At 43.8% G+C, this 22,677-nt stretch carries 20 protein-coding genes, 1 pseudogene and 1 riboswitch; of the genes and pseudogenes, 17 read left to right on the top strand and 4 right to left on the bottom strand.

Features of this window, described 5'->3' with window-relative positions:
- Positions 1-62: 62 nt before the first annotated feature.
- Positions 63-1,430, bottom strand: a complete 1,368-nt coding sequence (locus tag Q7A_RS06695) for an MATE family efflux transporter (RefSeq protein ID WP_014706578.1) — start codon at positions 1,428-1,430, stop codon at positions 63-65.
- A 265-nt stretch (positions 1,431-1,695) separates the two neighbouring features.
- On the opposite strand from Q7A_RS06695, the gene lepA reads away from it, so the two are divergent.
- The 14 genes from lepA to Q7A_RS06765 all read left to right on the top strand — a co-directional run bounded on the left by lepA (position 1,696) and on the right by Q7A_RS06765 (position 15,229).
- On the top strand, positions 1,696-3,492 hold the full coding sequence (gene lepA / locus Q7A_RS06700) for a translation elongation factor 4 (protein ID WP_014706579.1): 1,797 nt from the start codon (positions 1,696-1,698) through the stop codon (positions 3,490-3,492).
- 13 nt (positions 3,493-3,505) lie between these two features.
- Positions 3,506-4,267, top strand: coding sequence for a signal peptidase I (gene lepB / locus Q7A_RS06705; protein ID WP_014706580.1), 762 nt, complete (start codon positions 3,506-3,508; stop codon positions 4,265-4,267).
- 121 nt (positions 4,268-4,388) lie between these two features.
- Entirely contained in the window at positions 4,389-4,775 is a 387-nt protein-coding gene (locus tag Q7A_RS06710) for a DUF4845 domain-containing protein (RefSeq protein WP_014706581.1), read from the top strand.
- Positions 4,772-5,455: a ribonuclease III gene (gene rnc / locus Q7A_RS06715; protein ID WP_089418515.1), complete on the top strand. Its 684-nt coding sequence runs from the start codon at positions 4,772-4,774 to the stop codon at positions 5,453-5,455. The genes Q7A_RS06710 and rnc overlap by 4 nt, the downstream gene beginning before the upstream one ends.
- A complete protein-coding gene (gene era, locus Q7A_RS06720) occupies positions 5,452-6,357 on the top strand; it encodes a GTPase Era (protein WP_014706583.1) in 906 nt (301 codons plus the stop codon). The genes rnc and era overlap by 4 nt, the downstream gene beginning before the upstream one ends.
- Positions 6,358-6,369: 12 nt before the next feature.
- Entirely contained in the window at positions 6,370-7,089 is a 720-nt protein-coding gene (gene recO, locus Q7A_RS06725) for a DNA repair protein RecO (protein ID WP_014706584.1), read from the top strand.
- 12 nt (positions 7,090-7,101) lie between these two features.
- Positions 7,102-7,833, top strand: coding sequence for a pyridoxine 5'-phosphate synthase (pdxJ, locus tag Q7A_RS06730; RefSeq protein ID WP_014706585.1), 732 nt, complete (start codon positions 7,102-7,104; stop codon positions 7,831-7,833).
- The gene (acpS, locus tag Q7A_RS06735; protein ID WP_014706586.1) at positions 7,830-8,210 is read left to right on the top strand and encodes a holo-ACP synthase; all 381 of its coding nucleotides are present in this window, start codon (positions 7,830-7,832) and stop codon (positions 8,208-8,210) included. Before pdxJ ends, acpS begins: the two co-directional genes overlap by 4 nt.
- A gap of 1 nt (position 8,211) precedes the next feature.
- On the top strand, positions 8,212-9,099 hold the full coding sequence (gene cysM, locus Q7A_RS06740) for a cysteine synthase CysM (protein ID WP_014706587.1): 888 nt from the start codon (positions 8,212-8,214) through the stop codon (positions 9,097-9,099).
- Complete coding sequence (locus tag Q7A_RS06745) at positions 9,099-11,156, top strand: translocation/assembly module TamB domain-containing protein (RefSeq protein ID WP_041354435.1); 2,058 nt, start codon at positions 9,099-9,101, stop codon at positions 11,154-11,156. The genes cysM and Q7A_RS06745 overlap by 1 nt, the downstream gene beginning before the upstream one ends.
- An 11-nt stretch (positions 11,157-11,167) precedes the next feature.
- Positions 11,168-11,767, top strand: a complete 600-nt coding sequence (locus tag Q7A_RS06750; RefSeq protein ID WP_014706589.1) for a YdbL family protein — start codon at positions 11,168-11,170, stop codon at positions 11,765-11,767.
- Positions 11,768-11,848: 81 nt separating this feature from the next.
- Positions 11,849-13,177 carry a 23S rRNA (uracil(1939)-C(5))-methyltransferase RlmD gene (gene rlmD, locus Q7A_RS06755; protein ID WP_014706590.1) on the top strand — a complete coding sequence of 443 codons (1,329 nt, stop codon included), beginning with the start codon at positions 11,849-11,851 and terminating at the stop codon, positions 13,175-13,177.
- A gap of 145 nt (positions 13,178-13,322) precedes the next feature.
- A riboswitch (cyclic di-GMP riboswitch) is annotated at positions 13,323-13,399 on the top strand.
- 17 nt (positions 13,400-13,416) lie between these two features.
- A complete protein-coding gene (locus tag Q7A_RS15510; RefSeq protein ID WP_014706591.1) occupies positions 13,417-14,004 on the top strand; it encodes a VPLPA-CTERM sorting domain-containing protein in 588 nt (195 codons plus the stop codon).
- Between the two features lie 82 nt (positions 14,005-14,086).
- Positions 14,087-15,229, top strand: a complete 1,143-nt coding sequence (locus Q7A_RS06765; protein WP_014706592.1) for a DNA alkylation repair protein — start codon at positions 14,087-14,089, stop codon at positions 15,227-15,229.
- A gap of 81 nt (positions 15,230-15,310) precedes the next feature.
- On the opposite strand, the gene ppsA is transcribed toward Q7A_RS06765, so the two are convergent.
- Together ppsA and Q7A_RS06775 are read right to left on the bottom strand one after the other, a co-directional pair.
- Positions 15,311-17,668, bottom strand: a complete 2,358-nt coding sequence (ppsA, locus tag Q7A_RS06770; protein WP_014706593.1) for a phosphoenolpyruvate synthase — start codon at positions 17,666-17,668, stop codon at positions 15,311-15,313.
- 5 nt (positions 17,669-17,673) lie between these two features.
- The gene (locus Q7A_RS06775; protein WP_014706594.1) at positions 17,674-18,564 is read right to left on the bottom strand and encodes a pyruvate, water dikinase regulatory protein; all 891 of its coding nucleotides are present in this window, start codon (positions 18,562-18,564) and stop codon (positions 17,674-17,676) included.
- An 870-nt stretch (positions 18,565-19,434) separates the two neighbouring features.
- On the opposite strand from Q7A_RS06775, the pseudogene Q7A_RS06780 reads away from it, so the two are divergent.
- Positions 19,435-19,587 (top strand): annotated as a pseudogene (locus Q7A_RS06780) (LexA family protein); the annotation flags it as partial.
- A gap of 77 nt (positions 19,588-19,664) precedes the next feature.
- Here Q7A_RS06780 and galU read toward each other — a convergent pair.
- The gene (galU, locus tag Q7A_RS06785) at positions 19,665-20,510 is read right to left on the bottom strand and encodes a UTP--glucose-1-phosphate uridylyltransferase GalU (protein ID WP_014706596.1); all 846 of its coding nucleotides are present in this window, start codon (positions 20,508-20,510) and stop codon (positions 19,665-19,667) included.
- A gap of 322 nt (positions 20,511-20,832) precedes the next feature.
- Here galU and Q7A_RS06790 point away from each other — a divergent pair, with 322 nt between their 5' ends.
- Both Q7A_RS06790 and Q7A_RS06795 read left to right on the top strand, forming a co-directional pair.
- A complete protein-coding gene (locus tag Q7A_RS06790; RefSeq protein ID WP_014706597.1) occupies positions 20,833-21,198 on the top strand; it encodes a hypothetical protein in 366 nt (121 codons plus the stop codon).
- Positions 21,199-21,479: 281 nt separating this feature from the next.
- Positions 21,480-22,586 (top strand): beta-alanine-activating enzyme beta-propeller domain-containing protein, encoded by a 1,107-nt coding sequence (locus tag Q7A_RS06795; protein ID WP_169712024.1) that lies wholly within the window; start codon positions 21,480-21,482, stop codon positions 22,584-22,586.
- Positions 22,587-22,677: the final 91 nt, after the last annotated feature.

Raw genomic sequence — 22,677 nt, forward strand, 5'->3', positions numbered from 1 at the left:
GCAAGCTTTCCCTAGGATGTCTGGTGACCCTGGGCCGGATGTTGTGATGACGTCCGGCCTTTTTATTTTTCACGTTCACTATTTTTCTGAATAATGTTGCTGGGAGAATATTTCCAGCAAAGAACCAAAGCCAGAAAAAAAGTCAGCCATTCGGCCAGCGGAAGAGCGATAAGAAACTGTTTGTCTGGTAGCCATGCGACAAACAGTAACAATAAAGCAGCAGGTAGCAGTAAGCCTCGGGATAAGGCAACAATCATAGAAGGCAACGGCTTTTGCATGGCGGTTAAATAAACAGACAACGTGACATTCAGACCATTAACAATAAATAACGGCCAAACCAATAATATAAACTGAGCGGATAATTGCTGACTTTTCACGGCATTATCCTGTAAAAACAGTTGTATCAACCACTGCGGATATAGCAGTAAAACACTCATTAATAAAAGTGATAAAACCAGTACCAATGACATTGCGGTGATTAAAAAGTCTCCTATTCGCTTTGCCCGGGCAGCCCCATGATTTTGACTGATTAACAAATGCAGCGCATCGGCGATACCGTAATAAATCATCAGACTGATGAAAATCAGATAGTTAATCACTGCAAATGCCGCTAATCCACTGACTCCCTGATAGATAATCAGTAGCCAGTTCAGCAATAAAATTACCATACCGCCGGAAAGCTCATTCACAAATTCAGATAGCCCGTTGTAGGCGATTTTAATCAGTTCCGACCAGTTTCCAGGACACCATAGCAACGTTAAGCGTCGTTGTTTGCTGAGAAAATAGGTTGATAGAATCAACAGTTGCACAACATGTGCAGCCAACGTTGCCAACGCCGCACCCCTTAACCCCATTTCCAAGCTGATAATGAACAGAGCATCCAGCGCAATATTGATTAACGCCCCGGCAACCAGCGCGAATGTCCCCAGTTTTTGACGGTTATCCAGCCGTACAAAGTAATACAGCACCATACTGGTCACCTGTAGAACCAGTACAACACAAATAATATGAAAGTAGGGCAGGATCAGCGATATCAATTCCTTCGTCGCGCCCAGCAGCATTAATATTGATTGATCTAAAATCAATGAAAAACTCATAAACAGCAAGCCGATAATAAAAATACTTATCAAACACTTACTGAAAACAGCAGAAGCGGCTTTGATTTTGTTTTGCCCTAAATAACTACCGGCACGAACAGCCCCGCCAATGGAAAACATCAGAGCAACAGCAAAAATTAGTGTAAAAAATGGAATCAATAACGTGATGGCAGCCAAGCCATCAGAGCTGACAAACTGACCGATAAAAATTCCATCTACGATGCTGGCGGTAGTGATGGCCAGTAATCCGAGGATGGAAGGGATAGCAAAGCGAAAAAAAGTGGAAATAATCGGACCGTTGAGGACGTCATTATCGGTGTTGCTAGCCTGCATTTGGTTTCCATTTTCAAAGAGGAAAGGTCGGGGAGTGCTTAATGCTAATAATTCTTTTTATTTTAGCAACGCTCTTTTCACCGGAGCACATCAAAACGATTGAGTAATGCGGTATTTATTATCGTTATAACTCAGTTAAGTGCGTATAATACCGGGTCATTTGCACGATGCGTGTTTCGCGTTGGCAACACATTCTAAAACATGGAGCTGAACACATTTTGCAACACATCATTTCAAACTCCGACACGTTCATAATCGCTATTCAATGAAAAATATCAGAAACTTTTCAATCATTGCCCATATTGATCACGGTAAATCCACCATAGCAGACCGCTTTATTCAAATCTGCGGTGGTCTTACTGCACGTGAGATGTCCCAACAGGTGCTTGATTCGATGGACATCGAAAAAGAGCGCGGCATTACCATCAAGGCGCAAAGCGTTTCTTTGGACTACAAGGCAAAAGATGGTGAAACCTATCACCTCAACTTTATCGATACGCCTGGCCACGTTGACTTTTCCTATGAAGTTTCCCGCTCACTGGCTGCCTGTGAAGGTGCTTTACTGGTTGTGGATGCGGCTCAGGGTGTTGAAGCACAAAGTGTTGCCAACTGTTACACAGCTATCGATCTGGGGCTTGAAGTCCTGCCGGTGTTAAACAAAATTGATTTACCTGCTGCAGAACCCGATCGGGTTGCTCAGGAAATTGAAGATATTATCGGTGTGGACGCATTGAATGCCGTGCGTTGCAGTGCTAAAACGGGTGTCGGTATTGATGAAGTCCTTGAAGAGTTAGTTGCGCGTATTCCGCCACCACAAGGCGATCCCGAAGGTCAATTAAAAGCCCTGATTATTGATTCCTGGTTTGATAGCTATGTCGGTGTTATCTCTTTGGTACGAATCAAACAGGGCAGACTGAAAACCCGCGATAAAATCAAAGTTATGTCCACCGGACAGGAATATCAGGTTGACGAAGTCGGCGTATTTACGCCCAAGCGTAGTAAACGCACTGCTTTAAATTGTGGTGAAGTGGGTTATGTTATTTCCGGAGTCAAAGAAATTGACGGGGCGCCAGTGGGGGATACGTTAACGACGGCTCAACATGGTGCTACTGAAATGTTGCCGGGCTTTAAATCGGTAACGCCGCAGGTTTATGCCGGTGTATTCCCTGTTAGCAGTGATGATTACGATGCATTTCGTGAAGCTCTGGGCAAATTACGCTTAAACGATTCATCGCTGTTTTTTGAACCGGAAAACTCTCAGGCTTTGGGCTTCGGCTTTCGCTGTGGTTTCCTCGGTCTGCTGCATATGGAAATTATCCAGGAACGTCTGGAACGTGAATATGATCTGGATCTGATTACCACGGCTCCGACCGTGGTGTTTGAAGTGGTCACCAAAAAAGGTGATGTGATTAAGATCGAAAATCCGGCCTCATTACCGGATGCCGGTTCTGTTGAAGAAATCCGTGAACCTATCGTAGCGGCCGACATGCTGGTGCCGCAGGATTATCTCGGCGCGGTTATCACCCTGTGTGTAGAAAAACGTGGCGTACAGAAATCCATGCATTACATGGGCAAACAGGTTGCACTGAGTTACGAATTGCCAATGAATGAAGTAGTGATCGATTTCTTTGATCGCATCAAATCGGTCAGCCGTGGCTATGCCTCATTGGACTATCATTTTATTCGCTTTCAGGCGGCACCCCTTGTGAAACTTGATGTCTTGATTAACGGCGAAAAAGTTGATGCTTTGTCGATGATAGTGCATAAAGATCAAAGCGTTTCACGTGGTCGTCAGCTAGTTGAAAAAATGCAGGAGTTGATCCCGCGGCAAATGTTTGATGTCGCCATTCAGGCCGCTATTGGCGGACACATTATTGCGCGCTCAACAGTCAAGGCAATGCGGAAGAATGTTTTAGCAAAATGTTACGGAGGCGACGTTTCTCGTAAACGTAAATTGCTTGAAAAACAAAAAGCCGGTAAAAAACGAATGAAATCCATCGGCAAAGTGGATGTGCCGCAGGAAGCCTTCTTGGCGGTATTACAGTTATCCAAGAAATCTTAATAAGGAGCGTCAAGTGAGTTTCCCAGCAATAATGGTGTTACTGGTCGCGATAACCGGTCTGATATGGTTGGTGGACCGCTTTTGGTTAGCACCTAAACGTAAAGTAAATGACAGTGAACCGGCGATTGTTGAATATGCCAAATCATTTTTCCCCATCCTGTTGCTGGTGTTGGTGATTCGCTCGTTTATCGCTGAACCGTTCCGCATTCCTTCAGAATCTATGTTGCCGACTTTGCATGTCGGTGACTTTATTTTGGTGAACAAATTTTCCTACGGTGTTCGACTGCCGGTCATTAATACTAAAATTCTGGATACCGGTTCGCCGGAACGCGGTGATGTGATGGTATTTCGTTATCCTAAACAACCTGAAATTGACTATATCAAACGTGTTATTGGTTTACCGGGTGACAAAGTCGGTTATTTCAACAAAACACTCTATATAAACGGTCAGGAAGTTAAAACGGAGTTAGTTGATAAACCTTCAGAAATGCTGGGTACTATTGCGCCGCGGGTACAGCTGAAGCATGAATTTCTGGACGCTGACGGACATGAAATATTTTTAGATCCGCAACGTCATTCAATGGAAGGTGAGGTTACTGTTCCGGAAGGCCATTATTTTGTTATGGGCGATAACCGCGACAATAGTAATGACAGCCGTGTGTGGGGCACTGTGCCCGAAGAAAATCTGGTCGGTAAAGCATTCTTTGTCTGGATGAGTTGGGATTGGAATCAAGGCGGTTTGGTCTGGTCAAGGGTGGGAAGCTCTATTAACTAGGGACGAGTTTTTCCATTGGAATTGATTTATAGAATCTAAATAAGTTATTTCCGCCTTATTTGATGAAAGGAGCCTCCAGCAGTGGTGGCGAGGAAAGATTAACAAGTCCTAGGAGTGCATTATGAAAAAACAACAGGGAATGACATTAATCAGTTGGGTGATTGTGCTGGCAATCATTGCTTTTTTTGCGACCTTAACCATGCGGTTGGTGCCGATGTATCAGGAATACTACGGTGTCTTGCAAATCATGAAGTCTATGGAAACCGAATTAAAAAACAATAAGCTGAGCAATCAACAAGTAATGTTACTACTGAGTAAACGGTTTAATACCGGTTATATCTCCAGCGTAAAAAAAGAAAATATCGAATTATCCCGTGGCAGAAGCAATGCTTATGTCACCAAAATAGTGCTTGATTATGAAGTGCGGAAACCGTTTTTTGCCCACATTGATTTAGTCGGGCATTTTGTGACTGAAGTGGATGTGGAACCGGAACCAACAAATCGATGACAAGCATCAAACAAAAAAAACTGTGTCAGCAACTTGGCGTTCAATTTAACAATGAAGCGTTTTTGTTGCAGGCTTTGACACATCGCAGTGCCGATCCAAAAAATAATGAACGACTAGAATTCCTGGGCGATGCAATTTTGAGTTTCGTGATCGCTGAAGAACTGTTTAATCGTTTTCCACAAGCCAAAGAAGGCAAGATGAGTCGCCTGCGCGCCAGCTTGGTGAAAGGGGAAACCCTGGCAGAAATTGCTCGCGAACTCAAATTAGGTGAGGTGTTAATCCTCGGCCAGGGTGAATTGAAAAGTGGTGGTTTCCGCCGTGAGTCAATTCTGGCCGATGCGCTGGAAGCTATTATTGGTGCCCTGTTTCTGGATTGTGGCATTGACGCTGTCAAGCCATTGATCCTGCGTCTTTATGATGAACGTCTGGACTCTATTGACGTCACCGAAACGGTAAAGGATCCCAAAACCCGCTTGCAGGAATTACTACAAAGCCGCAAATTACCTTTGCCGCTATACAGTGTGAGAGAAATTGAATCTGCTGATAAACAGCCGGTTTTTGAAGCCTCTTGTCAGGTAAGTTTGCTGAATAAATTAGTGGTGGCTCAGGGAAGCAGTCATCGCAAGGCTGAAAAAAAAGCCGCTGAACGCGCCCTGACGCTAATCGAGTCAAAATTATGAATGATCAACCTGCTTTTCGCAGTGGCTATGTAGCCATTATCGGCCGTCCCAATGTCGGCAAATCCACCCTGATTAATCGGGTGTTGGGTCAAAAGTTATGTATTACCTCCCGCCGTCCGCAAACCACCCGTCATCGTATTCTGGGTATCAAAACCACTGAACTGGGCCAATTCATTTACGTGGATACCCCTGGTATTCACAGTGATGGCAAACGGGCCATGAATCGCTATATGAATCGTGCTGCAGCCGCTTCGGTAGAAGATGTCGATGTCGTGGTGTTTGTTATCGAAGGCATGAAGTGGACCGAAGAGGATGAGCGGGTATTACAGAAATTAAAGGAAACCAGCAAGCCAGTCATTTTAGTGATGAATAAAATTGATAAATTAGAAGATAAAGCGACTTTGTTTCCACAGGTAGAAAAGCTGGATGCATTGTTCAAATTTACCGATATCGTGCCTTTATCAGCGCGTAAAGGCATCAATCTGGAATCTCTCGAAGAGTCCATCTATAAGTTAATGCCGGAAGGTGAGATGATCTTTGATGAGGATCAACTCACCGATCGCAGTTCACGCTTTCTGGCGGCCGAAATGGTGCGTGAAAAGTTGTTCCGCCATTTAGGTCAGGAACTGCCTTATTCATTGACGGTTGATATCGAGCAATTTGAAGATGATAACGGTATGTATCGTATCAGCGCAGTTATCTATGTAGAACGCAGTGGCCAGAAATCTATTGTTATTGGCAAAAAAGGTGAGTTGCTCAAGCAAGTCGGCAAAGATGCTCGTGAAGATATGGAAAAGTTATTTGATTGTAAGGTGTTCTTGCAATTATGGGTCAAAGTGCGTGAAGGCTGGTCTGATAACGAGCGAATGCTCAGAAATCTGGGCTATAACGACGATCTCTGATTAGGCATTACGTTGGAGTTCACCCAGGCATTTGTTTTACACCAACGCCCCTATCGGGAAACCAGTTTTTTGCTGGATGTGTTTACCGAAGATTACGGACGATTAAGCCTGGTAGCTCGCGGCATGCGCCAAAACAAACGCCGTCACAATAACCCACTCCAATTATTCCAGCCACTATGGGTAAACTGGTTTGGAAGAGGTGACTTGTTGACACTAAGCAAAATTGAAACGACCAACGCACCCTATTGGTTGCAGGGACATGCTGCTTTATGCGGTCTTTATATCAATGAATTATTAGTCAGATTGTTAACCCAGCAGCAAGCGGAACCAATGGTGTTTGAAGCTTATCAAAAAGCTTTGGATGGCTTGCAGCAGGCTGATCAGGCAGAGCACGTGTTAAGACTTTTTGAAAAGCGACTGCTTGAAGCGCTAGGTTATGGGCTGGACCTGAACACCGATAGTCAGGGTGAGCCAGTGTCCGATCAACAGCATTACAGTTATCAGCCGGAGCTGGGGTTGCAGCCTTGTCTGGCGAATGACCGAAAACGGATTATTTCAGGAGCCAGTTTGTCACAGCTTCAGCAGGAAAAACTGAGTGATCCGGTTAGTCTCAATGAAACGAAACAATTAATGCGTTTGATAATAAACTATCATTTGGATGGCAAACCGCTGAAAAGCCGGCAGTTGTTTGCTGAAATGCAACGTTATGCCGGTCCTACAGCAGCGAATTAATTAAGGAACATCATGTCGATTTATCTTGGCGTTAATATTGATCATGTGGCCACGTTAAGACAAGCCCGCGATACCCGTTACCCCGATCCGATTCAGGCAGCTATTGAAGCCGAACAAGCCGGTGCCGACAGTATTACTTTGCATCTACGCGAAGACCGCCGGCATATTCAGGATCGTGATGTCAGAATGCTGGCCGATATTCTGCAAACCAAAATGAATCTGGAGATGGCGGTCACCGAAGAAATGCTTGGCATCGCTGAACTATACCGTCCGGCTGATTGCTGCCTGGTACCTGAACGCAGAGAAGAGTTAACAACGGAAGGTGGTCTGGACGTCGCCGGACAACAATCCAGAATGCATGACGCCTGTACGCGATTAGCAGAAGCCGATATTACTGTTTCGTTATTTATTGATCCAGAAATGAAACAAATCGAAGCTGCCGCGGCGTGTGGTGCGCCAGTCATCGAGTTACATACCGGTCGTTACGCCGAGGCCAGCTCTGCAGCTGAAGCCCAACATGAGCTTAAAATTATTCGTCAGGCTGCTGAAAAAGCCCATGCTATGGGCTTGCAGGTGAATGCTGGTCATGGTTTGCATTATCACAATGTAAGACCCATCGCAGCGATTAAAGAGCTGGTGGAGCTGAACATCGGCCATGCCATTGTGGCACGATCATTCTTTACCGGATTTCAGGAAGCCGTCCGGGAAATGAAAAAACTGATGTTAGGTGCACGGCATTCATGATCAGTGGTATTGGCACGGATTTAGTGCATATTCCCCGTATCGCTGAAATGTTAAAAAAATACGGCGATAAAGCCGCGCAGCGTATTCTGGATGACTGCGAATTCGAGCAGTTTCAAAAAAACCAGCAACCCGCAGCTTTTCTGGCAAAGCGGTTTGCTGCAAAAGAAGCCACGGCCAAAGCCCTGGGCACAGGTTTCCGTGATGGACTAAGCCTGCAACATATCGCGGTTCGTAATAATAGTCTGGGCAAACCGGAACTGATATTCAATGCTTATGCCGAGCAGTTATTGTCTGAAAAAAATATCCAGACCGCTATGCTCAGTCTGAGTGACGATGGTGATTATGCCACCGCCTATGTTGTCCTGGTGGAAGGCTAGAATGTCACACTATCCCACCATTGAATCCTGCATAGGCAATACCCCTCTGGTACGTTTACAGCGACTGCCCGGCAATACCAGTAATACCATTCTGGCCAAGTTGGAAGGTAATAACCCAGCAGGTTCGGTTAAAGACAGGCCGGTTGCCAGCATGATTCGCCATGCTCAACTGAGAGGCGATATTGAGCCTGGTGATACGCTGATTGAAGCGACCAGTGGCAATACCGGTATCGCGCTGGCAATGGTCACCGCTATTCTGGGATATCGGATGATTCTGATTATGCCGGAAAACATGAGTTCGGAACGCCGCGCCGCGATGCGGGCTTATGGTGCAGAAATTATTTTAACCGATGGAATGGAAACTGCGCGTGATCTGGCGCTGCAAATGCAGGCGATGGGTGAAGGCAAAGTACTGAATCAGTTTGGTAATTTTGATAATCCATTAGCGCATTATGAAACCACCGGTCCTGAAATCTGGCAGGATACCAATGGAGAAATAACCCATTTTGTCAGCGCCATGGGGACCACTGGCACCATCATGGGCGTTTCCAGATATTTGAAACAACAGAATCCAGCGGTTCAGATAGTCGGGGTTCAACCCGTCGAAGGCTCAAAAATTCCGGGTATCCGACGCTGGTCAGCCGCATACCTACCGGAAATCTTTGAGCCGGAACGAGTTGATATGACGCTGGATGTAGAACAGGACCTTGCTGAAGACACCATGCGCAAACTGGCCAGCGAGGAAGGCATTTTCTGTGGAGTCTCATCAGGTGGCAGTGTTGCTGCTGCGTTACGATTATCGGAAACGGTTAACAATGCTGTGATCGTCTGCATTATTTGTGATCGTGGTGATCGCTACCTTTCCATGGGTGTGTTTCCGGCAGACTAATGTCATCAAGGGTCCTAGTCATATTGGTTTTATTACTTGTAGTGACCTCCCAGTTACATGCAGTAGAACAGGCGGCTATTCAAATCGGTTCCTGGTCAAGTGAGCAAGTCCACATCACTGATTTGCAAGTTGAAATAAATTTACAATCCACTGGATTGGCGATTAACGCCACAGCCAAACAGGTACAGTTAACCGAACCAGTAGGTCAGCTATCAAATGTCAGACTGCGCTGTGACACCTTACGCTGGTTATCCGGGCAAATAGATTGTCAGTCTGGTCAACTGGACTTCACCCATGCCCTTTGGGGAAACCAAAAAATAGCATTCAATAGTAAATCTCGTGCAGAAGAAGAAAATTATCAACTGACTTTAACAGGTATCCAGCTGGGTCAGGGCAGCATGAATGTGCAGGCAGATTACCAACAGGGACAGTGGCAAGCTGAGCTGACCGGGAAAAATATTGCATTAAACAGTTTGGTGAAGTTTATCGGTCCATACGTTAATGAAAAGCAACTGGAGATGCTTTCACAATGGAATATCAATGCCGTAATGAATGTTGATGCAGAACTTACTGGTCATCAAACACGCTTAGCATCGGCAAAAGTTTCCGGAAAACTAAGAGAAGTAATGTTTGCTGATCCTACCGGAAGTTACGCAGGCGAGGCCCTGGCGGCCCAAATACAAGTGGCACTGCAAATCGAAAATGATCGCTGGTCATGGCAGCAAACGCTGACTATCGATGATGGCCAGACATATCTTGAACCGATTTTTTTGGATTTGGCTGAACAATCGGTCACGTTAAGCAGTGAAGGACAATTCAATAATGCCAACAAAACATGGCAGATAAATAGTGTTAAATTTGCACAAAGCACTTCCATTTCAGCCAATGGGGAGCTAAAAGGTGAGGCAACGCAATTAACACATTTGCAAATAGACCTCAGCAGTGTTGATTTAGCACAATTATATAAAGATTGGCTGAAACCGTTTATTCCAGGCTCGTCCCTGAGTCATTTACAAACCCGTGGAGAGTTAACCGCCAGTTTGCAATGGCAGCCAGAGCAATATCAGTTTCAAATGAATTTACAGTCGGTCACGATAGTCGATGATGCTGGACGATTTGCTATTGAAAACCTCGAAGGAAAACTCGGCTGGACTAATCAGGCGACAGTGATACCGATTGATTTACGCTGGAGCTCGGCTTCAATTTTATCCTTGCCATTGGGTGGCTCGACCTTGCAGGCAGAAGCGAGCCAGAATCAGATTTATTTTTCCAATCTGTCATTGCCGATACTGGATGGTGAATTATCTCTGAATGACTTTCAATTAAGTTTGGATGAGGCTCAGGGAAGAAGTTGGCAGTTTGAGGGGGTACTAAGCCCGATTTCGATGGATCAATTAAGTCCTTTACTGGGCTGGCCAACGCTTCAGGGTAAATTGTCCGGCATGATTCCCAAAGTCAGTTATGCAGATGAAGAAATCATTGTTGATGGTGCGTTGTTACTGAAATTATTTGATAGCTCTACGGTGATTAAAGACCTCCGTTTACAGCAGCCATTTGGAAGCCTGCCACAGTTATATGCCAATATCGATATTAACCGTCTTGATCTACAGACACTTACCAATACTTTCGATTTTGGTACTATAAGCGGTAAATTAAATGGTCGTATCCATAATTTACGCTTATCGAACTGGCAACCGGTGCAGTTTGATGCCTTATTTGAGACGCCAGAAGAGGAGCCAGGTCGGCGGCGAATAAGTCAGCGTGCCGTCAATAATCTTTCGCAGATTGGTGGTGGTCCGGCCGCCATTTTATCGCGTGGGTTTATGGGCCTGTTTGAAGATTTTTCCTATAGCAAAATTGGTCTAAGTTGTCGTTTGATGAATTCTGTCTGTCAGATGGATGGTATAGAACCTGCAGAGCAAGGGTACTATATTGTTAAAGGTGGCGGCCTGCCACCATGGATTAATGTGATTGGCTATAACCGTGAGGTGGATTGGCCAGAATTAATCGCCAGATTAAAAGCGGTCAGTCAAAGCGACGGACCAGTTATTCAATAAAGGAAAATCGAATGGGTTTATTAAAATGGTTAATGGGCAGTACCGCAGGGTTAATGCTGATTTCCTGCGTGACAATTAATATCTATTTTCCGGCAGCGGCTGCTGAAAAAGCTGCAGACCGAATTATTGAGGATGTTTGGGGACGCGAAAACCCGAACCAGTTGCAACCGACAGAATCGGAAGACAGTAGTAGTGCTTTAAAACAGAATATGCCGCTTGCAATGCAGGTATTGAACTGGTTGGTCTCACCGGCGCAGGCGGAAGCCAATTTGAATATTAATTCACCGGCAATTAATGCCTTACAGGCAAAAATGAAACAGCGCCATGACAAACTGCATCCTTTTTATCAAACTGGGGCGGTGGGGTTAACTAACAATGGTCTGATTACCTTGCGTGATGCCTCTGCGGTGCCATTAAAAGATCGTAATACGGTAAATACTTTGATCGCAGAAGAGAATCAGGATCGAAAAGCCTTATACGCTGAAATAGCCCGTGCTAACGGTCACCCTGAATGGGAATCTGATATCCAGGAAACCTTTGCCAGACGCTGGATAAGCAATGCAGCCAAAGGCTGGTGGTATCAGCAAGGCGGTAGCTGGCAACAAAAATAAAATTTCGATCAAGTTTAAGTCCGGTTATGCAAAAGCATGATCGGACTTTTTTTATGTAATTTTCGTTTAAAGGTTTAACAAATGGCACGACGTAATCACAGAAAACGGCTCCCTGCAGAAGCTGTTCAGGCAACTATAGAGAGTCTTTCTCATGATGGTCGTGGCATTGCCCGTATAGAAGGTAAAACCGTCTTTGTCGACGGTGCTTTGGCGAGTGAAAATGTGTCATTCAAGTATACCCGGCTGCATAAAAAATATGATGAGGCCAAAGTAATCTCGGTTGAGTCTGCCTCAACTGATCGCGTTGATGCGAAATGCCAACATTTTGGTGTGTGTGGCGGCTGCAGTTTGATGCATATGGCACCAGACGCTCAGTTAAGCCTGAAACAAGACACCTTAAAGGAACAACTTTCGCACTTTGGACAACTTACTCCAGAGAATTGGTTAGCACCGTTAACCGGTCCTTTATGGGGTTATCGACGTAAAGCACGCTTAGGTGTCCGTTATGTGACCAAAAAAGAAAAAGTGCTGGTCGGCTTTAGAGAAAAAGGTTCGCCTTACCTGGCTGAGCTAACGCAATGTGAAGTACTGGATCCACGTGTTGGATTACGCCTGGAAGAGCTGGGGGAAATGATCGCCAGCCTCGAAGCCTATAACCGAATCGCACAAATAGAAGTGGCGATGGATGATGCCAACACAGCTCTGGTTTTCCGGAATATGGATCCGTTGTGTGAAATGGATAAGCAAAAATTGATCAACTATGGTCAGCAACATGATTTGTGGATTTATCAGCAACCGGGCGGGCCGGATACTGTTAGCCCGTTATGGCCAGAAGCACCACAACTGCATTATGCGCCTGAAGAAGGTCTCAGACTGGAATTTGCCCCGGGCGATTTTACCCAGGTCAACGCCGGTATCAACCATAAAATGATTGCCAAGGCGATTGAATTGCTTGATTTGCAAGAAAGTGATCGGGTACTGGATTTGTTTTGTGGTTTGGGTAACTTTACGCTGCCACTGGCAAAACGTGTCAGTAGTGTCATAGGGGTAGAAGGGGACAAATCTCTTGTGGCACATGCACAGCGCAATGCCGCAATGAATGGTTTGGACAACGCTGTATTTGAAATGGCTGATCTAACGATAACCCGATTAAAAGATTATCCATGGGCACTGGAAGGATTCACAAAAGTCTTACTGGATCCTCCCAGAAGCGGTGCCTTTGAGGTGCTGGGTCAGATTGCTGAATTGGGTGCAGAAACTATTGTTTACGTTTCCTGTAACCCCGCCACTCTGGCACGTGATGCCGGTGAGCTAGTAAATCAATATGGATATACGCTTGTTCAGACCGGCATCATGGATATGTTTCCCCATACCAGTCATGTTGAATCGATCGCATTATTTCAAAAATGATGGCCTGGTTTTTAGTGGTTTAGAAAGTACTTGAAAATCAAATTTACAAAAAGTTCCTTATTTAGTACCAAGGTACAATAGTTTTAGCAATTTTTTCCTATAAGATAGGCAACATTGCTCCAGAAATGAATCGGAACAATACCAATTAATTGAGTGCCAACCTTGGTGCGAACCAAGCGACGGAAAGCCACGGGTCTTATAGAAGATAGCCGGGTTGCATTTTCAGGAAGGAAATGTAAATGAAATTATTAACGCCAATCTTTGCTGTGACACTTTTGATGTTTGGCTTTTCTTCAACTGCATCAGCCACTTTTTATCATCCCAAGCCACATTATTGTGATAATGGTCAGTTATGTGATAACAGCCAGCCTTTTTCAACAACATTGACAACTGATGATATTGAAAATAACGGTAAATATGCTTTCTGGAGTTTCGACAGCATTGATGTTGCTGATTTGACAATTGAATCAGCAACTTTGACTGTAAAATCAAATGCTGATAACTTTTTTATTTTCGGTTGGGATAAAATTTTCGCTTATACCGATACTTGGTATGGCACTGGCTTTGAACATATTGGCTGGCTTGATGGCGGTTATGATGTATTTTCATTAAGCTCCAGTCTGTTTGATGAAATTATTGACGGCTTGTCACTAAAAGCGCTTTTCACCGATAGTTCAGAGGATGTTTACTGGTCTAAACTAGACGTTAGTGGTGTATATTGCCCGCCGATCAGCGAAGTCCCTTTACCAGCAGCAGTATGGTTATTTGGTTCTGGTTTGATGGGCTTTATGGCTGTACGTAGAAAAGCAAAAGCTCAGCAAGCTTAATTCTCCCGTAATACCGTAAAATAAAAACCGTGGCTTTCGAGCCACGGTTTTTTTATGTCTGAAAAAAAGAGAGTGAATTCAAATGGCAAAGTCTGATCCGTTAGCTGAATCCCCCCCAGCTTTATTAAAAGATTATATAAATGCCAATTCTATCGAGGCATTGGCAGGATTAATCAAACAATATAAACCGGATTTTCCTGACGATAAGTTCAGGACTATGGCAATGTTTCAGTTGGAACCCATGTCACTTAAAACCCGTGTAAACCATATTAGTGACGTTTTGGCCGTGCTACTGGTTGATGATTTCTCAGTGAACGCCAAATGGTTAAAGCAGGTTGCAGAGCACTGGCCCAATCAGGAGCCCGGTAAAGGTTGGCATAGTTTTATGGCTTGGCCATTAATTGATTATGCCGGAAAACAAGGACTGCAACAGCCAACCGCTGCGCTGGACGTATTAAAGCATTTGACACCATTGTTTACTGCAGAATTTGCTATCAGACCGTACATACAACAGCATTTTGAGCTGACCTTCAAAGAATTGATGCGGTGGTGTGAGGATGATAATGAACATGTCCGGCGATTGGCATCAGAGGGAATGCGGCCAAGATTACCTTGGGGAGGGCATTTAAATGCATTTAAACATGACCCCCAGCCCGTATTTGAAATACTGAGTCAGCTCAGAGATGACAAAAGTAAATATGTCCAAAAATCGGTTGCCAATAATTTAAATGACATTAGTAAAGACCATCCTCATCGGGTGATAGATCTATGTCGTGAGTGGCTGGAAAATTCCACACCACAACGCCGCTGGATTATCCGTCACGGGCTTCGCAGTCTGATTAAGGCCGGTGAGCCAGCTGTATTCCCTTTACTAGGCTATAGCGAGAAACCAGCGGTTAATGTTGATTTTAATGTAACTGATCAACATGTGAGGTTAGGACAAAAGTTGGAGATGCAGACCTTCATCCATTCTAAAACCAGTCAGGCTCAACAACTGGTGGTGGATTATCGTGTCTGGCATGTCAAAAGCAACGGCAAGACTACCGCTAAAGTGTATAAATGGAAAAACATTACATTATTGGCTAGGGAGAGTGTTTATCTGAAGAAGTTACATGGATTTTTACAACTGACTACCCGACAATATTACGGTGGCCAACACACCATTGAAATCCTTATCAACGGGGTGGTTCATAAGCAGGCTACGGTGAATTTAGTGCTGGAGTGAATTAAAAGCATTTTTAATCACAGCCCAAAAAAATGAGCCCCGTAGGACTCATTTTGGTTGGCATAAATGTAAGCAATATTTTTACTGTTTAGCTAATGCCTGCCAGGTACTGACAACCGTATCCGGATTTAATGAAATACTGCTGATTCCACGCTCAAGCAGCCATGCTGCTAAATCAGGATGATCAGAAGGACCCTGTCCACAGATACCGATATATTTATCCGCTTTATGACAGGCGTTAATCGCCATTTCCAGCATCGCCAATACCGCCGGGTCACGTTCATCAAATGCTGCGGCAATTTGTGCGGAATCCCGGTCCAGACCCAATGTCAGCTGAGTCATATCGTTAGATCCGATTGAAAAGCCATCAAAGAATTCCAGAAACTGATCTGCCAGTACTGCATTGGAAGGTAATTCACACATCATAATCAAACGCAGGCCATTTTTGCCGCGTTCCAGACCATTCTTTTTCAGAATGTTGATAACGGCTTCAGCTTCACTCAAGGTGCGGACAAAAGGAATCATCACTTCAACGTTGGTTAAACCCATGACATCACGGACACGCTTGATTGCTTCACATTCCAATTCAAAGCAGGCTTCAAATTCCGGAGAGCTGTAGCGTGCTGCACCACGGAAACCAATCATCGGATTTTCTTCATGTGGTTCAAATTCAGCGCCACCAACAAGGTTGCCGTATTCATTCGATTTAAAATCGGACATACGCACAATCACTTTGGACGGATAAAACGCCGCAGCAATAGTCGATACACCTTCAGTAATACGGCTGATATAAAACTCTACCGGATCACCATAAGCAGTGGTTTTTTCGCGGATAACCTGTTGCACTTCGGCATCCATTTTATCTGCTGCCATTAGCGCTTTAGGATGAATACCGATCATATTATTGATAATAAATTCAAGCCGAGCCAGACCAACACCGTCATTAGGGAGTTGTGAAAAGCTGAATGCACGGTCAGGATTACCTACATTCATCATAATTTTGACTGGTAACTCAGGCATTTGATCCAAAGACTGAACGCGATGTTCAAATTCAAGCAGGCCCTGATAGATATAACCTTCATCACCCTTGGCACAGGAAACTGTTGCCGAAATGCCTTCAGCGACTTTTTCAGTGGCATCGCCACAGCCGACAACAGCCGGAATGCCTAATTCACGTGCAATGATAGCGGCATGACAGGTGCGACCACCACGATTAGTAATAATCGCCGCCGCTTTTTTCATAATCGGTTCCCAATCAGGATCCGTCATATCTGTTAGTAATACATCGCCCGCTTCAAATTGATCCATTTGATCGAGGCTGTTCAGAATCCGAACCCGGCCACTGCCAATTTTTCTACCGATGGCACGACCGCGGGCCAACAATTCACCTTTATCTTTTAAAATAAATTGCTCAGTCACATTTACGCTACGGCTTTCTACCGTTTCCGGCCGAGCCTGAACAATGTAGATCTGGCCATCATTACCATCTTTTGCCCATTCGATATCCATTGGTCTTTGGTAATGCTTTTCAATAATCATCGCCATGCGGGCCAATGATTCTATTTCTTCATCATTCAGACAAAAATGCAATCGTTCTTGGGGATCGACATCAACGGTTTTAACCGGTGATTTTGCATCACCTGAGTAAATCATTTTAAGCGCTTTCTGGCCCAGAGTTCTGCGTAATACCGCAGGCCGATCAGCGGTTAATGTGGTTTTATGCACATAAAATTCATCGGGATTAACCGCGCCTTGTACCACCATCTCGCCAAGACCGTAGCTGCCAGTGATAAAGACTACATCCCGAAAACCGCTTTCAGTATCCAGAGTGAAAGCTACACCGGCAGAAGCAATATCAGAACGGACCATCTTCTGGATACCGGCAGACAAAGCAACTTCGCTGTGTTCAAATCCTTGGTGATCGCGATAGGCAATCGCCCGATCGTTAAACAGCGAAGCAAAAACTTCTCTGATGGCAAACTTGATATGGTCTAAACCGGCAACATTCAGAAAGGTTTCCTGTTGTCCGGCAAAAGATGCATCGGGTAAGTCTTCGGCAGTTGCAGATGAACGAACAGCCCAGCTGGTCGAAGTACCGTATTCTTCTACTAGCTTTTCATAAGCCTCATCAATTGCGGCTTCCATTTTTTCTGGATAAGGAATGGTCATGATCCATTCACGGATGGTTTTACCCGCTTTTTGAAGTGCAACGACATCGTCAACATTCAGTTCACGTAATAATTCGTTTATCTGGTCTTGTAGTCCGTCATGCTTTAAAAATTCTCTGTAAGCATCTGCCGTGGTCGCAAAACCGCTTGGAACAGCGACACCCAATGGTGCTAAATTCTGCAACATTTCACCTAAAGAAGCATTTTTCCCACCAACTCTGCCGACATCATTCATGCACAACTTATCAAGTGGAACTACATATTCGGTCATGACTACTACCTTAAATTTTTAGTTTTATTAAATGTAATGGTTGATTCGCGGATGCGCTCACGCGCGAGGCCCATGGAGCGAACAACACGGCTGGATATTTCCTCAATAGAAGTATTTGTAGTATCAAATACTGGAATATTCACTTTCTCAAACATAATCATCGCTTTGTCTAATTCTGCCTGACAGATTTCCAAAGAGGAATAATTACTGTCAGGGCGGCGTTGTCGGCGAATTCGACTCAGCGGTACCGGCTTAATCGTTAAGCCAGCAAGTTTATGTTGATGAATTTTAAGATATTCGGGTAATTCTTCTGCTTCCAAATCTTCAACGGTTAACGGATAGTTAGCCACTTTGAGGGAGAAATTCATCGCCAAATATAAGCTGGTAGGCGTTTTTCCACAACGTGAAACACCCACTAGAATGATATCAGATTCTTCATATTGATCTGGGCGTATGCCATCATCATGAGTGAGCGCATAATCTATAGCATCCAAGCGCTTTTGATAGGTAGTATCACTTATTGAAATCCGTGAAACACCTTGTTTCTGAGAGGATTCCATCTCGAGAAATGTTTCCATAGAGCCGATAAACTGGTGAAACAGACTAATAACAAAGGCATCACAGCCTTCGATAATTTGTTGGGCTTCATTGTTTACTAAGGTGCTAAAAACCAGTGGTGGTAAATCAGATTCTGTACATAGTTCGTTAATCTGTTTGCGGGCATCTTCTGCTTTTTCTTTGGTATCGACGAAAGCAAGGGTAATCGTTTCGAATTCAATATCGGGAAATTGCGCTAACAGGCATTTCCCATAAGATTCAGCGGTTAAACCGGTACGATCCGATACAAAAAAAACGTTTCTGATGGGTTGATTATTATTGGCAGTTACATCGTTCATTATTAAATGATGTGCTGAAAAGGCGGTATTGATCAACAAAAAGTTTAGGAATGAAGCAGATAAGTTTTAACAACAAGTTGAGCAAATGTAGATAACTCATTGTATCGTAAATTGCGAGAGGTTCTCTCTCGGCATCTTGCACTGCTAGAACAAGAAAAATTTGACAGTGTAGTCGTGCTGAAAGAAGTTAGTTTGGCGGCGATTAGACACGCAAAAAATAGAGTTCAAGATGATACAGATCATCACATTTATAGCATCAGGACTTGTTGAATAATCACAAAACAGATGGAATCATGATTGGTTTTACTTCTAAGAGAAGAGGGGGCGGCTTTGAAAAAAAAGAAAGAAGGTGAACGTATTTTTCAGCCCCCTCTGAATTTCTTCATGACATGAATAAACCAAAAGCAACCAGTCCAATGCAAGCCAGTGAAATCACTATTATAAAGTCAATGAAATGATCCATTAGCCATTCTTCTAATTTGTGCATGATAAACCTTCTTAGTAACGGTTATACAGAGTAAGTTGCCGTTCTTATTATCATGCTACGAAGGTTAGAGGACATTGATCTGGATCAAAGCATATCGGTGTTATATGCGTCCGCATTTTTTACGGGTTAATTAAATCAGCCGATTTTATTAAGACAAATACCATCCAATTGCCACTAACCCCAGCCAGAAAAAAGTGAAAAGCAGAATGATAAGGGGAAATCGTTGCATTAAAAATTCATCAATTTTTTTTAACATTTTTGCCTCACCTAAGATTCATTTCAATTAGTAAAGATACCACTTGCAAGCCAGATATACCAGTCGGGAAGGTGCTGTTTTTCTATGTTTTCAACGGTATTGAAAAGCTGTAAATAACACTTTTTGTTATGTTCTGAAAATCAGTGGAGAGTCGATGATCGGCAAAGGTATCATGTCCGGGCATTATGTGGTGGTGGAGTCAACACGGCAGGCAAAACATAGTGATATGTTTGTTGCACTGGTCGATGGTTACGATGCCACCCTCAAAACCATGCTGTGAACAATCAGGATGAAAGATCAACAAGCCCTAATGCCAGATAATGATGACTTCGAAGCGGAATCAATGGCAAACGGATATTAACCATACTGCTTATTAAAGTAATAATTGGTGGCTTCAACATAACCGGCGATGCTGCCGCAATCAAATCGATGGCCATCGAATTTGATGGCTAACACCGGTTTTTCCTGCGCCATAGCCCGGATGGCATCGGTGATTTGTATTTCGCCATTTGCACCGGGAGGAGTATTACGTAAATAATCAAAAATATCCGGTGTAAGAACATAACGACCGATAATCGCCAGATTACTGGGGGCTTCTTCGGGTTTCGGTTTCTCTACCATATCACTGATACGATATACGTTCGGTTCAAGTTCCTCCCCAGAAATTACACCATAGCTACCGGTTGCCTCGGCAGGAACTTCCTCAATCGCTACAATGGTGCATTGATGTTTTTGATAAAGTTCAACCAGCTGACCAAGTGCCCGCTTCCCACCAGATTCAGGTGCTGCGCATAAATCATCCGCCAGTAATACCGCAAAGGGTTCATTGCCGATAATAGGTTCTCCAGTCAGTATGGCATGGCCTAATCCCAACATGGCACGCTGACGCATAAATATAAAGTCACAGGAATCCATCACCTTACGGATATCGTCAAGGTGGGATTCTTTACTGGTTCCCTGGATTTGATGCTCCAGTTCAAAGCTGGTATCAAAGTGATCGGCAATGGCTCTTTTACCTCGTCCGGTAATAAAACCCATACTGCGCAGGCCAGCCTCCATCGCTTCTTCGACACCATATTGGATCAGCGGTTTATCAACGATAGGCAACATTTCTTTTGGCATTGCCTTGATCGCGGGCAAAAAACGTGTGCCATATCCGGCTACGGGAAATAGACATTTACGGATAGAAACGTGTTCGGTCATGAATTAATCCTTAACTAAAATAGAGAAATTAGCGGTTACTTAGTCATATGCATTGATAGGGAGAAAGCTGAATGCCACTTTGCCAAGAGTCGATAATATTACCGTTGATCAAATCATGCCAGTCATTAGTCTTCGCCAGATTTAAGATCGGTAATACGTCATGCTTTGGACTGGTGATTGATATTGAAAGTACAGGGTATACTTTCTGTTAGTCTGAGACCAATAGCATTAGGTAGCGTATGCAAACAGCGATTGAAGGAATTTTTCCTGGTTTTGTATGGGTCAATATAAATATTACTAACGAATCAAAGCAGGAGAGAGTGTGACTAACTTTGGTATCTCTTTATTGTTTTTGGTTCCAATACCTTTAATCGCGGCAGATATGCAACGTTCTCAGAATTTGATGATGGATTGTTACCAGGAATGGCAAAGTCGTGGATGGACTTTAGGTGAAGACAGGCAACTGGCTGACAATATCCTTGGCTTTCGTAATGGCATCATGCAGATTTGTGAAGCTCGTACAGAATTATTTTTGCAAGGAGAAGATGTTTCACCTTATATACAGGGACGGCTTCGTGACTTGTCACCCTATATTTTTACGGCAAGTAAAGATGAGATAATACAACGGATTTTGCAGGTGAAGGATCAAACAGGCTATCCAGCTGGATCAGGATATTTATCTGAATAAAACAGTAAAGGTTTGTATCGTTAATTAAAAATGCTTCGATAAACAACGTTTCATGACATTGTCTTTGTATACACGCTATTCAAAGAGACAAATTTTTTTGGCATAAGATCCATTGGGTGGGATATATGTAGAGATTCGCTAAGAATATTATTTGAATCCCAGATTAATTTTTTCTCCAGAAATCAAGGCTATCAAAGATAAACAAACCCTAATCCCACTTTTATTAAAGTACAAAATTTAAAATGAACCGATTTATCTTCACTAAAATTTTACTCATGATCATGGCTTTTTCAGTCCTGCCTTTGATAAACGGTTGTTCTGAAAACACGGAAACCGAATCATCTGCTATGTTCAGAGCTGACGAACAACGTAGTGGAGATTTTCAAGTCAAAGGACCCCAAAAAAAGCCTGAAATTATTTGGCGTTATCATGCAGACGTTGGTGCTTCATCTTCTCCTGTCAGTAGTGGAAATTTACTTTTTTCCGGTCGGTTTGATGGTCTGATGCTGGCATTAAATAAAATGACTGGTGAAGAGCAATGGCGGTTTGTTACCCAGGCAGGAATTTTTTCGACCCCAGCGGTCGCTGAAGAGCAAATCTTCTTCGGTAGTGATGATAAAAATATTTATGCTCTCAATAAATTCACCGGCAGCTTTTTATGGTCTTTTGAGACACAAGATAAAGTATTTGCTTCACCATTGGTTGCCAAAGACAGAGTTTTTGTTGGCAGCCTTGATCATTCCTTTTATGCTCTTGACAGACATAGTGGTGACCTTAAATGGCAAATTAAAACGGGAGGTCAGGTTGATTCGTCAGCCGCTTTTGCCGATGACAAGCTTTATTTTGGCAGTGACGATGGTTTGTTATACGCCGTGACAATTGATGGCGAGGTGTTATGGACAATGGACACCGGCGCAGCTATCGATGCTTCTCCGGTGGTAGATCAAGAAGATGATATGTTGTATGTCGGTAATGATGCCGGCGTATTATTTGCCGTGGATCTACAAACAGGTGAACCTGTCTGGTTATTTGAATCGGGGTCAAGGATGTTTGCTTCACCGGCTTTGAAAAATCAGCAAATCATTTTCGCTGCAACCGATGGCCGGGTGTTCGCCTTGAATAAAGAAAGTGGTGAACCATTCTGGCAATTTGATGCTCAGGCAACGATCTTTTCTTCGCCAGCCATCGCCGGTGAACAAATCTATATCGGTGCAATGGATGGTTACCTGTATGCACTTGATATAAATAACGGTGAGCAAAAATGGCGTCTTGATTCAGGATGGGCCATCTTTGCATCACCGTTTGTAGATAATGGAGTACTTTATATAAGCAGTGATGATGGTGATTTACTAGGGCTTGTTGATCCTTCATCTCCGCCTCTGTTGTGACTGAAAATGCACCAATCAAGGCGCGAGGAGAGCAGTTTAGTCATTCTAAATAAACGACGAGCAACACGGAGTGGTGCATTTTCAGCCCCAA

The sequence above is a fragment of the Methylophaga nitratireducenticrescens genome, assembly GCF_000260985.4.
GTDB classification, from domain to species: Bacteria; Pseudomonadota; Gammaproteobacteria; order Nitrosococcales; family Methylophagaceae; genus Methylophaga; species Methylophaga nitratireducenticrescens.

Excerpts from the sequence above, each read along its gene's own strand:
- Q7A_RS06745 (WP_041354435.1), top strand. The coding sequence starts at position 9,099 with ATGTCATCAAGGGTCCTAGTCATATTGGTTTTATTACTTGTAGTGACC.
- rlmD (WP_014706590.1), top strand. The coding sequence starts at position 11,849 with ATGGCACGACGTAATCACAGAAAACGGCTCCCTGCAGAAGCTGTTCAG.
- lepA (WP_014706579.1), top strand. The coding sequence starts at position 1,696 with ATGAAAAATATCAGAAACTTTTCAATCATTGCCCATATTGATCACGGT.
- Q7A_RS06695 (WP_014706578.1), bottom strand. The coding sequence starts at position 1,430 with ATGCAGGCTAGCAACACCGATAATGACGTCCTCAACGGTCCGATTATT.
- Q7A_RS06795 (WP_169712024.1), top strand. The coding sequence starts at position 21,480 with ATGGCTTTTTCAGTCCTGCCTTTGATAAACGGTTGTTCTGAAAACACG.
- ppsA (WP_014706593.1), bottom strand. The coding sequence starts at position 17,668 with ATGACCGAATATGTAGTTCCACTTGATAAGTTGTGCATGAATGATGTC.
- Q7A_RS06775 (WP_014706594.1), bottom strand. The coding sequence starts at position 18,564 with ATGAACGATGTAACTGCCAATAATAATCAACCCATCAGAAACGTTTTT.
- cysM (WP_014706587.1), top strand. The coding sequence starts at position 8,212 with ATGTCACACTATCCCACCATTGAATCCTGCATAGGCAATACCCCTCTG.
- Q7A_RS06750 (WP_014706589.1), top strand. The coding sequence starts at position 11,168 with ATGGGTTTATTAAAATGGTTAATGGGCAGTACCGCAGGGTTAATGCTG.
- galU (WP_014706596.1), bottom strand. The coding sequence starts at position 20,510 with ATGACCGAACACGTTTCTATCCGTAAATGTCTATTTCCCGTAGCCGGA.
- pdxJ (WP_014706585.1), top strand. The coding sequence starts at position 7,102 with ATGTCGATTTATCTTGGCGTTAATATTGATCATGTGGCCACGTTAAGA.
- Q7A_RS06710 (WP_014706581.1), top strand. The coding sequence starts at position 4,389 with ATGAAAAAACAACAGGGAATGACATTAATCAGTTGGGTGATTGTGCTG.
- Q7A_RS15510 (WP_014706591.1), top strand. The coding sequence starts at position 13,417 with ATGAAATTATTAACGCCAATCTTTGCTGTGACACTTTTGATGTTTGGC.
- Q7A_RS06765 (WP_014706592.1), top strand. The coding sequence starts at position 14,087 with ATGGCAAAGTCTGATCCGTTAGCTGAATCCCCCCCAGCTTTATTAAAA.
- acpS (WP_014706586.1), top strand. The coding sequence starts at position 7,830 with ATGATCAGTGGTATTGGCACGGATTTAGTGCATATTCCCCGTATCGCT.
- rnc (WP_089418515.1), top strand. The coding sequence starts at position 4,772 with ATGACAAGCATCAAACAAAAAAAACTGTGTCAGCAACTTGGCGTTCAA.
- era (WP_014706583.1), top strand. The coding sequence starts at position 5,452 with ATGAATGATCAACCTGCTTTTCGCAGTGGCTATGTAGCCATTATCGGC.